This window comes from Micromonospora sp. NPDC049171, from assembly GCF_040648275.1.
GTDB lineage: Bacteria > Actinomycetota > Actinomycetes > Mycobacteriales > Micromonosporaceae > Micromonospora.
In genome coordinates, this window is the sequence record NZ_JBEZDJ010000008.1 from 95602 (window position 1) to 109083 (window position 13482).

Annotated in this window: 10 protein-coding genes and 1 pseudogene; 6 read left to right on the forward strand and 5 right to left on the reverse strand. The window is 73.3% G+C overall.

Annotated features, from left to right (window positions below; translation table 11 throughout):
* Positions 1–112: 112 nt before the first annotated feature.
* A complete protein-coding gene (locus AB0B14_RS12545) occupies positions 113–907 on the reverse strand; it encodes a DUF3153 domain-containing protein (protein ID WP_357522472.1) in 795 nt (264 codons plus the stop codon).
* A gap of 239 nt (positions 908–1146) precedes the next feature.
* On the opposite strand from AB0B14_RS12545, the gene AB0B14_RS12550 reads away from it, so the two are divergent.
* Both AB0B14_RS12550 and AB0B14_RS12555 read left to right on the forward strand, forming a co-directional pair.
* On the forward strand, positions 1147–2127 hold the full coding sequence (locus AB0B14_RS12550; RefSeq protein ID WP_357063188.1) for an adenosine deaminase family protein: 981 nt from the start codon (positions 1147–1149) through the stop codon (positions 2125–2127).
* 9 nt (positions 2128–2136) lie between these two features.
* Positions 2137–2604: an NUDIX domain-containing protein gene (locus AB0B14_RS12555; protein WP_357063185.1), complete on the forward strand. Its 468-nt coding sequence runs from the start codon at positions 2137–2139 to the stop codon at positions 2602–2604.
* A 23-nt stretch (positions 2605–2627) separates the two neighbouring features.
* Here the strand turns inward: AB0B14_RS12555 and AB0B14_RS12560 are convergent, their stop codons facing one another.
* Positions 2628–3809: an FAD-dependent oxidoreductase gene (locus tag AB0B14_RS12560; protein ID WP_357522473.1), complete on the reverse strand. Its 1182-nt coding sequence runs from the start codon at positions 3807–3809 to the stop codon at positions 2628–2630.
* A gap of 66 nt (positions 3810–3875) precedes the next feature.
* Between AB0B14_RS12560 and AB0B14_RS12565 the strand changes: the two genes are divergently transcribed.
* Positions 3876–4502 (forward strand): TetR/AcrR family transcriptional regulator, encoded by a 627-nt coding sequence (locus AB0B14_RS12565; RefSeq protein WP_357522474.1) that lies wholly within the window; start codon positions 3876–3878, stop codon positions 4500–4502.
* 141 nt (positions 4503–4643) lie between these two features.
* Positions 4644–5765 (forward strand): FUSC family protein, encoded by a 1122-nt coding sequence (locus AB0B14_RS12570; protein ID WP_357522475.1) that lies wholly within the window; start codon positions 4644–4646, stop codon positions 5763–5765.
* 84 nt (positions 5766–5849) lie between these two features.
* On the opposite strand, the pseudogene AB0B14_RS12575 reads toward AB0B14_RS12570, so the two are convergent.
* Positions 5850–6386: pseudogene (locus tag AB0B14_RS12575) on the reverse strand (phospholipase); the annotation flags it as partial.
* A gap of 171 nt (positions 6387–6557) precedes the next feature.
* Entirely contained in the window at positions 6558–7547 is a 990-nt protein-coding gene (locus AB0B14_RS12580) for a LacI family DNA-binding transcriptional regulator (protein ID WP_357522476.1), read from the reverse strand.
* Positions 7548–7707: 160 nt separating this feature from the next.
* Between AB0B14_RS12580 and AB0B14_RS12585 the strand changes: the two genes are divergently transcribed.
* Both AB0B14_RS12585 and AB0B14_RS12590 read left to right on the forward strand, forming a co-directional pair.
* Positions 7708–8967 carry an MFS transporter gene (locus tag AB0B14_RS12585; protein WP_357522477.1) on the forward strand — a complete coding sequence of 420 codons (1260 nt, stop codon included), beginning with the start codon at positions 7708–7710 and terminating at the stop codon, positions 8965–8967.
* Positions 8968–9040: 73 nt separating this feature from the next.
* Entirely contained in the window at positions 9041–9937 is an 897-nt protein-coding gene (locus AB0B14_RS12590) for an aldo/keto reductase (protein ID WP_357522478.1), read from the forward strand.
* A 48-nt stretch (positions 9938–9985) separates the two neighbouring features.
* Here AB0B14_RS12590 and ileS read toward each other — a convergent pair whose 3' ends face one another.
* Positions 9986–13132, reverse strand: coding sequence for an isoleucine--tRNA ligase (gene ileS, locus AB0B14_RS12595; protein ID WP_357522479.1), 3147 nt, complete (start codon positions 13130–13132; stop codon positions 9986–9988).
* Positions 13133–13482 lie beyond the last annotated feature (350 nt).

A 13482-nucleotide genomic window follows, 5' to 3' on the forward strand; every position in this document is an offset into this window, starting at 1 on the left:
CGGGATGTGGTGGAGGTGCGGTGCTCCCTCGGGGGAGCACCGGGGCCGGTCGCCGTCGTCTCTGGGGGCGGCCGGGGCCGGGCGTGGCCGGCTCAGCCGGCCACCGGGTGGATCAACCGGGCCCCGGGGCGCCGGCGGGTGGCCCCGGCGGTGTCGGACCGGGCACGGTCGGGCCGGGGGCGGCCGGCGCCGTGGGGTGCCGGCGTCGCAGCAGGAGTACGCCCACCGCGGCGAGCACCAACAGGAGCAGGAGTACGCCGCCGAGGATCAGCGGCCAGCCGATTCCGCCGTCGTCGTCACCGGCGGCGGCCGGCGAGGCGGACGGTCGAGGTGGCGCCTCGGCGACGGCGCGCAGCTCGGTCGGCTTGTCCTGGTTGGAGTTGACCTTCCAGCTGACCGACCGGCCGTTGACGGTGCCATTGCTGTCGATCACCCGGCCGGGAAATGTCACCGAGATCTCGAACGACATCAGCTTGAGGAACGCCTGCTGTTGCTGCGGATTCTGCTGCGCGACCTTTCCGCCGTATTTCGACGGGTCGAGCGGCAACGTGAAACGGTACAGGTCGCCGTCCCGGACCAGTTTTACGCTCTCCGTGTCGAAGCCTGCCAGCGGCGCTTTTCGATAACTGATCTGGGAGCCGAAGAGTTTGTCGTCCTCGTAACGGGTCTCTTCTCCCGCGGGTAGGGCGGGAATGTTCTGCCGAAGCTCCGCGAAGGCCACCGGGATGTTCTTGTTGCGCGAGGTCAGCAGGGACTTCTCGGCGGTCAGCAGGAGCTGCCCATCGACCGTGTCGTCGGCGTTGACGGTGAGCCCCATGTTGAGTTGCATGCAGCCGCTGAGCGCGGCGACCAGAAGGAGACACACCGCGACGCGGAGTGCCTTACCGCGGTTGACGCTCCTGTTCATGGGCTCAGTGTGTGTGATCCATTTCACCACGAGCAGTCAGCGATCAGTCACAAACCAGTCGCCGATTGTACCGACGCGCTGTCATATGTGACCGAGGCGAATCGGGAGGCATTTGACTACTCTGGAGCTTTGGGGCCAAGAACAGTTTCCCGGTGATGATCCCCCGTGTGGGGGTGGTCGGCCCGCGCCGGGGTGCGGCAGGCTGGATCGCACCTGTTCGACCACCCCCGAGGACCACGATGACGCCGGCTCAGCGCCACACCCCGAAGATCGAACTGCACGTCCACCTGGAGGGAACGGTCCGCCCGGCGCTGCTCGCCGCGCTGGCCCGCGGCCATCACCTCCCGGTGCCGGCCGAGACACCCGGCCGTTTCGACGACCTGTACGACTTCATCGCCACCTGGAACGCGATGACGGCCGTGCTGCGGACACCGCGGGACTACCAGCGGGCGTTGCTGGCCTACGCCGCGGAAGCCGCCCACGACGGCGCCGTCCACCTGGAACCGATCGTGGACGCCGAGGAGCGGATCGGGTTGCCCGGCTGGGCGGACGTGCTCGCCGCCCTGGTCGACGCGGCGGCCGAGGCCCGCGAGTCGTACGGGGTGTCGATCGGGTTGACCCCGCAGGTCTGCCGGGGTCACGACGTCGACTTCACCGAGGGCGCGGCCCGGGTCGCCACCCGGTTCGCCGGGCGGGGCGTGGTCGGTTTCGGGCTGTCCGGTGCCGAGGGGCGGCACCCGACCACGCCGTACACCCGGATGGTGGAGCTGGCCCGCGACGGCGGCCTGCCGTTCGTGCCGCACGCCGGCGAGGCGGCCGGGCCGGAGGCGGTCCGCGAGGTGCTGGCGATGGGCGCGGTCCGGATCCGGCACGGGGTGCGGGCCGTGCAGGATCCGGAGTTGGTCGCCGAGTTGGCCGGGCGGGGCGTCGTGTTGGACGTGACGCCCACCTCCAACCTGCGCCTCGGCGTGGCCCGAGCAGACCTCCCGCACCCGTTGACCGTGCTGACCGACGCCGGGGTCGCCTGCTCGGTGTCCACCGACGACCCGGCCATCTTCGACATCACCCTGGCCGACGAGTACGCGTTCGCCGCCCGGCTCGGGGTGGACGCCGCGACCGCCTACGCCGCCGGCCTGCGCGGCCTGCTCGGGGACGCCGCCGACCGCGCGCGACTGGTGGCGCTGGGGGAGCGGGCGTACCGGGGCGGCACGCCCGCCTAAGCTGAGCCGGTGATCGTCGTCGCGTGTGTGCTGCTGGTGGATCCCGAGGGGCGGCTGCTGCTGCAACTCCGCGACGCCGACGCGATGTACCACCCCGACGTGTGGGGGCTGCCCGGCGGCCACGCGGAGGCGGGGGAGACGCCGGAGCAGACCGCCGAACGGGAGCTGTGGGAGGAGACCGGCCTGCGCGCCGACGGGCCGCTGCGCCTGATCACCGTGCAGCCGCGACCCGAGCTGGACCGGGAGATGCACTACTTCCTCGGCCGCACCCGGGCCCGACAGGAGGACGTGGTGCTCGGTGAGGGCGCGGCGATGGTCTTCGTGCCCGGCGACGAGGTGCTCAACGGTCGCCCCTGGACGCCGGGCACCCAGGAGGTGCTGACCCGCTTCCTCGCCGCGCCCGACCACACCGCGGCGTTCACCGGCCGCCCGCCCACCGAGCCCACCGGGCCGGCCGAGCTGGCGGAGCCGGCCTAGCCCACCGAGCTGGCCGGGCCGGCCTAGCTGGCCGAGCTGGCCGAGTCGGCCGGGGGGCGCCAGTCCGCGTACCGGGCCATGCTCCGCAGCATGACCCGGGCCGGGGTGATCCGCAACGCGGTGTTGCGCGCCGCGAAGGCGATCGGGTTGTGCAGCTGCTGTCCGAGCCGCCCGGCGACGTGGGAGGCCCGGGCGACGGACTGACTGCGCCCTCGACGCTGCCTGTCGTACGCGGCCAGGGCGGCGGGCACCCCGCCGGCGCCGTCGGCGCAGACCGCGCCGAGCACCACCGCGTCCTCGATCGCCTGCCCGGCGCCCTGCCCGAGGTTGGGCGTCATCGGGTGGGCGGCGTCGCCGAGCAGCGCCACCCGTCCGCACACGTACGAGGGCAGCGGGACGGGCAGGTGGTGGATGTCGTTGCGCAGGACGACGTCGGGTGGGGTCGCCGCGAGAAGCGCCGGGATGGGGGCGTGCCAGTCACCGAAGTGCTCCCGCAGGACCGCCAACTCGTCGGGGGCGCGGCCGCCGGGCGGGGCGTTCAGTGCGCCGTACCAGTAGAGTTGGCCGTCGCCGATCGGCACCATGCCGAACTCGGCTCCCGGTCCCCAGGTGATGGCGGCCGGGATCGGGTGCGGGAACGCGATGGCCGCCCGCCACGTCGTCGAGCCGGCGTACACCGGGCCGGGGTGTCGCGGCCAGAGCTGGGCGCGGACCCGGCTGCGCAGGCCGTCGGCACCGACCACCAGGTCGGCTTCGAGGGTGTGCGGGCCGTCGGGTCCCTGGTAGCGCACCTCGGCGTGGTCCGGGCCGGACTCGACGTGTTCCACCTTGGCGTCGGTGTGCAGCCAGGAGGCCGGCAGGGCCTCGCGCAGGGTGCGGTGCAGCGTGGCCCGGTGCACGCCGAGCGCCGTGGTGCCGAGCTGCCGGATCATCTCCGCGGCGTCCACCCGGGACAGCCACCGCCCGTGCCGGTCGCGGATGCCGCCGGGCGCCTCGCCGTGGCCACCCCGGCGCAGGGCCGGGCCGAGGCCGAGGGCGTCCAGTCCGCGCACCGCGTTGGCCATCAGGCTCAGGCCGGCACCGACCTCGCGCAGCTCGGCGGCGCGTTCCAGGACGGTGACCCGCCACCCGCGCCGGTGCAGGGCGAGCGCCGCGCTCAACCCGCCGATTCCGCCGCCCACCACGACCGCGTGTGAGTCGTTCATGTCGACCACCCTTCTACATCTGTAGAAGAGCGATACTACCTGCGGACCCCGAGAAGAAGGAGTGCCATGACGGCGCGGGCGAACCGGATCGCGACGCTCACCGACGCGGCCATCGAGTTGATCGCCGAGGGTGGCATGCGAGCGCTGACCCACCGTGCGGTCGACGGCCGCGCCGCGATGCCACCCGGCACCACCTCCGCGTACCTGCGCACCCGACAGGCGCTGATCGAGGCGGTGGTGGGTCGGCTCGCCGAACGGGACCGGGCCGACCTGGCGCGGCACGACCTACCGACCGGCCCGCCCCCGACAGCCGCACCCCGACTCGACGGAAACGATCTCGACGACCTCGCCGCCGGCGTCGCCGAGGTGCTCGACCGCTGGTTGACCACCGGGCGCAGCCGGGCCCTGGCCCGCTACGCCTGCCTGCTGGAGGCGGTGCACCGGCCCGAGCTGCGCGGCATCCTGCAACACGGCACCGGTCTGCGGGTGCAGGCCCGGGACCTGCTCACCCGGGCCGGGGCCGCCGACCCCGATCGGCAGGGCGACCAGTTCGTCGCGTTCGTGGACGGCCTGCTCTTCGACCGGTTGGTCGGCGCGGGCGCGCTCAGTGCCCCACAGCCCGGAGGCGCGGCCAGCCGTGCCGACCTGAGCGCCGCCGTCCGTACGCTGCTGCGCGCCCTCACCGGCAGCTGACCCGCCGTCCCGGTCGGCGATCGCGCCCCCGGCTTCGTGGTGTAGTGATCAGGTGATGAAAAGTAGGTCGAAAGAACTCCTGGGACCTACTTTTCATCACCTGATCACCGTTGGCGGCGGGTGGGGAGGAGGGTGGCGGTGATGCGGTTCAGTGGCCTGCGGACGGCCGGTGGGCGGCTGCGGCACGGTTGGCGGCCGGTGCTGGAGGCGACAGTCGCGGCGACCGTGGCGTGGCTGCTGGCCACCCGGCTGCTCGGGCACCCGCAGCCCTTCTTCGCACCCGCCGCCGCGCTGATCGTTCTCGGTCAGGCTCGTGGTCAACGGATCCGCCGGGCCGTCGAGGTCGTGCTCGGCGTCGCCGCCGGGGTGCTCGTCGCGGACCTGGTGGTGCAGGCACTCGGCCCGGGCAGCACCTGGACCGTCGGCACGGTCATCCTGCTCACCGTCCTGCTCGCGGTGGCCTTCGGCGCCACCGGTGTGACGCTGGTGCAGGCCGCGGTCTCCGCGCTCTACCTGGTGGTGGTCGCCCCGCCGGACGGGTCGTTGGTGCCGTTCCGCTTCGTCGACGCGCTGGTCGGCGGTGCGGTCGCGCTCGCGGTCAGCCTGCTTGTCGACGCCCGGCACCCCCTCGCGCCGCTGGTCGCCGAGGTGCGGCGGACCTTCGACGACCTCGCCGGGCTGCTCGTCGAGATCGCCGACGCGCTGGACCAGCGCGACGAGGCCGCCGCGGTCGCCGCGCTGACGCAGGCCCGCGGGATGGACGCCCGGGTGGACGGGCTGCGCGACGGGGTGCTGGCCGCCGGTGAGGCCCTGCGGCTCAACGTACGCCGACGTCGGCACATCGGCCGGCTGAGGTCGGTGGACGAGTCGATCCGGCAGATCGACTACGCGGTCCGCAACGTCCGGGTGCTGGCCCGTGCCGGCGTGACGCTCAGCCGGCTGCACACCCCGGCGCCGCCCGAGCTGGGCGCCGCGCTGCGCTCGCTGGCCGAGGCCGTCCGCCAGGCCGGTGCCGCCCTCGCCGCCGACCTCGACGGCCAGGACGAGACCGCCGACCGGCACGGCACTCGCGCCGACGAGGCGGCGTTGGCCGCCGTGCACACCGCCGGGCTGCTCTTCGGCCCCACGCAGACCCTGCCCCTAGCCATGATCATCGGTCAGGTCCGGGCCACGGCCATCGACCTGCTGCGGGGCGTCAACCCGGAGGACGACGCCGCCGTCCTCGCCCGCGTCGACGAAGCCCTCGGCCTGCCCGCCGTCTGAGGGCGGCACGGGGACGCCCGGAGGGTGGGGTGCGGCGGTGAGCCATCCGGTGGCACGGTCGCGAACCGGTGCGGGGATCTCGTGGCCGCCCGGGAACTCCTCGTAGGTGACGTCGTAGCCGAGGCCGCGCAGGTGGGGAACGAGACGGCGGCTGCACACGTCGACGGGCAGCACCCGATCGTCGACACCGTGCGCGACGAACAGCCGGGGTCGGCCGTGGGTGGTCGGGGGCGCGGCGAAACCGGGGGAGAAGGCCACCACCGCCTCGACCAGGTCGCCGTTGGCCAGGCCCAGCGACAGCGCGTACGAGGCGCCGTCGGAGAAGCCACCGAAGGCCACCTCGCGTACCGGGTAGCTGTCGAAAACGGTCGTCAACAGCCCGTCGACACGCGTCACGTCCGCGCCGAAGCCACCGGCGACCAGGTCCCAGCTGGCCGCCGACGACTGTGGCGCCACCAGCAGCAGGTGGTGCGCGTCCGCGACGGGCAGCAGCAGGTCCAGGCCCTGCCGCGCCGAGCCGCCCGCACCGTGCAGCAGCAGCACCAGCCGGTACGCGGACCCGTCGGTCGCCGGCCGTGGGGCGTACGCCATCGCCAGCCGTTCACCGTCGGGGCCGGTCATCGGCACCAGCCCGGTGGGCCCCGGTGCCACCGGTGGGTGGGGACGCGCGGTCAACCGCCCGAGCCGGGGATCCCGGCGCGGCTGCGCGGAGTCGGACACGGCCTGCGCTCCTCGCGGTCGGCGGAAGGTCCGACGCGGTTACCCGGCCCGCCAGGGGTTAACCGTCGAGGCTCAGGTGCTGGACCGGGCCACCAGGGTGGACGGGAAGAGGGGCACCCGGGTGGCCGGACGCCCGTCCAGCAGGGCGGTGGCCGCGGCGGCGGCGATCCGCCCCACCGGATGGCTCGCGGTGGTCAGCGCCGGTGCGGTCATCCCGGCCAGCGGAATGTCGTCGAAGCCGGCCACCGCGACGTCGCCGGGCACCTGCACGCCGACGTCACGCAGCCCGGCGATCACCCCGAGGGCGCTGTCATCGTTGATCGCGTAGATCGCGTCGACGTCCGGCCAGCGCCGCAGCGCCACGCCAGCCGCCGCCCGACCGCGTGCCGCCGTGAAGTCCCCGGGCAGCACCCGCTCCGGCAGGCCCGCCTGGTGCATGAGTCGGCGGTACGTCTGGACGGGGCGCTGCGCGCAGGGCAGCCACCGGGGGCCGGTCACCATGGCGATCCGGCGGCGACCCGTGGCGTACAGGTGGCGCAGCACCGCCTCGGCGCCGGCGGCGTTGTCGACGTCGAACGACGGCACGGTCGCCGAGCCGTAGCCGATCGAGACCACCCGACCGCGCAGCGACGCCGGCACCGCCGCCAGCAGGTCCTCGGTGGTGTTGACCAGGAGCACCCCGCAGACGGTGCGATCCTCGCCGAGTTGGTGCAGGCCACGGGTGTCGCCGAGCGGCAGCCAGTGCAACGCCACCCCGACACCGGCGGGCGTGCACACCCGGGCGGCCGACCCGACCACCTGATGCATGTACGGGTCCTCCAGCACCGCCGCGCTGGTGCCCATGACGGTCACGACCAGTCGGAGGCCGCCGCCGCGGACCAGCGCCCGGGCGGCCGGGTTCGGCACGTAGCCGAGCTGGTCGACGGCGGCCGCGACCTGTTCCCGGGCGGCCGGCGACGCGAACCCGCTGCCGGCGATCACCCGCGACGCGGTGGACCGCGAGACCCCGGCGATCCGGGCGACGTCCTCCAGCGTGGCCGGTCGCTGTGCCGCTGTCGTCATCGTCGCCTCCCCGCGCCGGCCCGTCCGGTCGGACAAACGCCTGTTCACATCATGCCCCGGCCGGTCCACCGCCGGTAAGGGGCGGTGCCCGGTTGTGGTGGTAGCGCTCTCAGGTGTGCGATCGTGCCAGAAGATCACCCCGAGGAAGAGGACCGACCCCGTGAGCGCCCCCACCAGCAGACCCGTATCCCCGGACACCGCACCGCCCGCGCGGGCGGTGCTGATCGCCCGCAACGGTGTCGCCGTCACCTTCACGCTCAACGGGCTGGCCGTCGGCAGCTGGTTCTCCCGGGTGCCGGCGGTCCGCGAGGCGTTGGACCTCTCCGCCGGCCGGCTCGGGCTGCTGCTGCTGGCGATGAGCGTCGGCGCGCTGCTCGCCATGCCCACCTCCGGCCTGCTCGCCCAGCGACTCGGCGCGGCCCGCACCGTGACCCTGGCCACCGTGCTGGTCGCGGTCGGCCTGACCGTGGCCGGGCTGGGTGCCACGCTGGCCGGGTCGTTCGTCGTCGTCGCCGTGGGGCTGGTCGCCCTCGGCTACGGCTCCGGCGCCTGCGACGTGGCGATGAACATCGAGGGCGCGGCGGTGGAACGACGACTCGGGCGCACGATCATGCCCCGTTTCCACGCCGGGTGGAGCCTCGGTTCGGTGGCCGGAGCGGGGCTCGGCGCCGCGGCGGCCCGCTTCGACGTGTCGGTCGGCGTCCACCTCGCCGCCGTCGCGGTGGTCGTGTTGACCGGCACCGCGCTCGCCGCCCGGACGTTCCTCCCCGCCGCCGGCGATCACGCCGGCGACCCGGCGGACGCCACCCCGGCCGGCCGCCGCCGGGCGCAGCTCGCCGCCTGGCGGGAGCCGCGCACCCTGCTGATCGGTCTGTTCGTGCTGGTGGCGGCGTTCACCGAGGGCGCGGCCAACGACTGGCTCGCCGTCGCGTTCGTGGATGGACGGGACCTGAGCGAGGCGGCTGGTGCCGCGGTCTTCGGTGTCTTCGTCGTGGGCATGACCGCCGGGCGCACGGCGGGCACCGTCGCGTTGGACAGGTGGGGTCGGGTGCCGGTGCTCAGCGCCACCATCGGGCTCGCCGTGGTCGGTGCCGGCCTGGCCGTGCTGGCCGGTCCGGGGCCGCTGGCCATCGTCGGCGTCGCGCTGTGGGGCCTCGGTGCGTCGCTGGGCTTCCCGGTCGGGATGAGCGCGGCCGCCGACGAGGAGGCCCACGCGGCGGTGCGGGTGAGTGTGGTCGCGGTGATCGGCTACACCGCGTTCCTGGGTGGGCCGCCGCTGCTGGGGCTGCTCGGCGACCAGGTCGGCACGCTGCGCGCGCTGCTGGTGGTGCCGCTGCTGCTGCTGCCGACCCTGCTGTTGGTGCCGGTGCTGCGTGCCCCGCACACCGCCGAGCCGGCTCCGCCAGTACACAAAAACTAGCCCACAACGCCGCCGGGCGGTATCGGGTGCGCGGCCGACTGCGCCGCGTACCCGCGCTGGTTAGGGTCGCCGAATGCCAATCGACGAGATCACCGCCGCCGCGGCGGGCACCTGGACCCTTGGCGACCGCACCGTGCGCCGGATGGGCTTCGGCTCCATGCGGATCACCGCCAACCCCGACCCGGACCAGGCCGTGGCCCTGCTGCGCCGCGCCCTGGAGTTGGGCGTCAACCACATCGACACGGCCGCGTTCTACGTCTCGCCCGGCGGCACCCTGCGGGTCGGCACCGGCCCGGCCCGCTACGCCACCGAGCTGATCCGCGCGGCGCTCGCCCCGTACCCGGACGACCTGGTGATCGCCACCAAGGTCGGCTTCGGGTACGACCCGGAGGCCGGCTTCACCGAGGCGTTCACCCCGGCGCAGTTGCGCGCCCAGGTCGAGGAGAACCTGCGGCGGCTGGGCCGCGACCAGCTCGACGTGGTGAACCTTCGCCTCGGCCGGGGCCCCGGCGCGGTACCGCTCGTCGACCGGTTCGGTGCCCTGGCCGAGTTGCGGGCCGCCGGGCTGATCCGGCACCTCGGGCTCTCCGGTGTCCGGCCCGAGCAACTGGACGAGGTGGCCGGCATCGCGCCGGTGGTCTGCGTGCAGAACAACTACGGGGTGGACGCCTATCGGGCGCAGGACGGGCTCGTCCGGCTCTGCGGTGCGCGGGGGATCGCCTTCGTGCCGTTCTTCGCGGTGGCCGGCACCGGTCGGGAGAGGGGCGCGAGCGCCGCGCAGAGCGAGGCCGTCGAGGCCGTCGCCCGCGCCCACGGCGTCACACCGCAGCAGGTACGCCTGGCCTGGACGCTGCACCAGGGCCCGCACGTGCTCGCCATCCCCGGTACCGCGAACCCGGACCACCTGGCGCAGAACGTGGCGGCCGGAGCCCTCCGCCTGACCCCGGAGGACCTGGTCCAGCTCGGTTGAGCGCCCACCGTGGCGAGGCGCACGGTGGGCGCCCGACCTCCCGCCCGGTCAGGCCCGCACGACGTGCACGACGATCTCCTGGCCGTCGCCCACGGTGCCGGCGAAGCCCTCCGACAACGCGTTGACCACCGTCAGCGTGCGCGCGAGGGTCTCGTGCGCGATGAGCGACTGGTGCGTGGCGATCGCCGCCGCGACGTCGGCGGGTGCGGCGATCGCCACCGTGATCCGGTCGGCGACCTCGAAGTCGGCGTCGCGGCGGGCCTGCTGGACGAGGCGGACGACGTCGCGGGCGACGCCCTCGGCTGCCAGCTCGGGGGTGATCTCGGTGTCCAGCGCGATCGTCACCCCGCGCTGGGACTCCACGACCCAACCGGTGCGCGGCACCTCCGTGACCAGGATGTCGTCCAGGCCCACCTCGACCGGGGCGCCGTCGACCGACAGCGGGAACGTCCCGTTCGCCCGGACAGTGTCGACCAACTCCCGGGGAGCCACGGCGGCGATGGCCTTCGCGACGTGCTGGGTGCGGTTGCCGTACCGGCGGCCCAGGGTCCGGAAGTTCGGCTTGACCCGCACGTCGATGACCCCGCTCTGCGGGTCGAGCAGATCGAGGACCTTGACGTTCAACTCGTCGCCGATGTCGTCGAGCAACACCTGCGGCAGCACGGTGCCGGCCGGCAGTCCCACCAGCGCCCGGCGCAACGGCTGACGGATCCGCAGACTGCTCGTCTTACGCGCCGACCGGCCCGCCTCGGCCAACGCCCGCGCCGTGGCCACCTGGGCCGACAACTCCGTGTCGATCAGGCTGCTGTCGGGTGTGGGCCAGGTCGCCAGGTGCACCGACTCCGGTGCCGAGGCGTTGCCGCGCCGGACGACCTGCTGCCACACCTGCTCGGTGACGAAGGGAACGAACGGCGCGAGTAGCCGGGTGAGGATGTCGAGGCACTCGTACAGGGTGGCGAGCGCGTCGGGGTCGCCCTCCCAGAAACGCTGCCGCGACCGCCGGACGTACCAGTTCGACAGGTCGTCGATGACGTCGGCGAGCAGCCGGCCGGCGCGCGCCGTGTCGTAGTGGCGCATCCGGTCGTCCACGGTGGCGGCGAGGGCGTGGACCTCGCCGACGATCCACCGGTCCAGCACCGGGCGTTGGGCGACCGGCTGCGCCAGGTGCGGCGCCCACGTGCAGTTCGCCGCGTAGAGGGAGAAGAACGCCGCGGTGTTCCAGTAGGTCATCAACACCTTGCGGACGATCTCGTCGAGTGGGCCGGGCCCGATCCGGCGCGGCGACCACGGCGAGCCGGAGCAGGCCATGAACCAGCGCACCGCGTCGGCGCCGTGGGTGTCCATCAACGGGATGGGCAGCAGGATGTTGCCCAGGTGCTTGCTCATCTTGCGGCCGTCCTCGGCCAGGATGTGCCCGAGGCAGACGACGTTCTCGTACGGGGACCTGTCGAAGACCAGGGTGCCCACCGCCATCAGCGTGTAGAACCACCCCCGGGTCTGGTCGATCGCCTCGCAGATGTACTGGGCCGGGTAGGTGCGTTCGAAGGCCTCCGTGCTGCCCGGCACGTGGGGGTATCCCAACGACGCGAACGGCATCGCCCCGGAGTCGTACCAGGCGTCGATCACCTCGGGTGCCCGGGTCGCGACCTGGCCGCAGTCCGGGCAGGCGAAGGTGATCTCGTCCACGTACGGGCGGTGTGGATCCAGCTCGGACAGGTCGGCGCCGGCCAGCTCGCCGAGCCTCCGGCGGGAGCCGACGGCTGTCACGTGGTCGTCCGGGCAGCGCCACAGCGGCAGCGGGGTGCCCCAGTATCGGGAGCGGGACACCGCCCAGTCGATGTTGTTCTTCAGCCAGTCGCCGTAGCGGCCGTGTTTGATGTGCTCCGGGAACCAGGTCGTGTTCTCGTTCTCCCGGGTCAGCTCGTCGCGTACGGCGGTGGTTCGGATGTACCAGGACGGCTGGGCGTAGTAGATCAGCGGGGTGTGGCACCGCCAGCAGTGCGGGTAGGGGTGCTCGAACGGCTCGTGCCGGAACAACCGACCAGAGGCCCGGAGTCGGTCGATGAGCAACGCGTCGGCGTCCTTGAAGAACACCCCTCCGACCAGGTCGATGCCGTCGTTGAACCGCCCGTTGGGGGCGACCGGGTTGACCAGCGGCAACCCGTAGGCGCGGCAGACGGCGAGGTCGTCCGCGCCGAAGGCCGGTGCCTGGTGCACCAGGCCGGTGCCGTCCTCGGTCGTGACGTAGTCCGCGAGGACCACCCGGTGCGCGTCCGGGATGTCCACCAGGTCGAACGGCCGCTCGTAGCGCAACCCCTCCAGGACCGACCCCGGCACCGTCGCCAGGATCTCCGCTTCGTCACCGAGGACCCGCCGGGTCAGCGGTTCGGCGACGACGAACGTGCCCCGCTCGGTGCGCGCGAGGGCGTACGTCACCGTGGGATGGACGGCGACGGCGGTGTTGGACACCAGAGTCCACGGGGTGGTGGTCCAGATCAGCAGCTCGACACCGCTGTGGCCGGCGACCGCCCCTTGCACCGGGAAACGCACGTACACCGACGGGTCGGTGACCGTCTCGTACCCCTGGGCCACCTCGTGGTCGGACAGGGTCGTGCCGTCGCGGGTGCAGTACGGCGCGACCCGGAAATCCTCCACCAGGCGCCCGCTGTCGTGGATCTGCTTCAGGGACCACCAGACGCTGTCCACGTACTCCGGTGACATCGTCTGGTACGGATGCTCCAGGTCGATCCAGTAACCCATCCGCTCGCTGAGCTCGACGAACTCGTCCACGTGCCGGAGCACCGAGGCGCGGCACCGGGCGTTGAACTCGGCGACGCCCAACTTCTCGATGTCGGGCTTGCCGCCGAGCCCCAGCTCCTTCTCCACCGCGAGCTCGACCGGCAGGCCGTGGCAGTCCCACCCGGCGCGGCGGGGCACCGAGAAGCCGCGCATGGTCCGGTACCGGGGAAAGAGGTCCTTGAAGACCCGCGCCTCGATGTGGTGGGTGCCGGGCGTGCCGTTGGCAGTCGGCGGGCCCTCGTAGAACACCCACGGCGGGCCGTCGGCGGTCTGCGCCAGACTCCTGTTGAACACGTCGTTGGCCTGCCACCACTGGATGACCGCGCGGTCCAGCGCCCCAAGATCGATCTTGGTGGGCAGTGGCACGAATGGTGACTTCGACGGATCGTCCGTCATCGACGCTCTCCCTACACTCCACATCCGCTGGCGTGGGCATCAACGCACCGCCCACGCGGGGACGAAGTGTCGGGCGTATGGCCAGGACTCCGCGGTACCACCCCGCTTGCGCCCCGATGGTGCGGGCGCCGCTCAATTCCCACGACGTGACGTGCCGCTACGTCCGGGTCTACTGGGGCGGTTGAGCTGCCCGTTCTTCCGGAGGCTCCCCGGTGATGGCCGGATCGGTGCCGATGCCGCCCAGCATAGCCGTCGGAAGGCGGACCCAGGGCGTCGAGGGCGCGGACCCAGGGCGTCGAGGGCGCGGACCCAGGGCGTCGAGGGCGCGGACCCAGGGCGTCGAGGGCGCG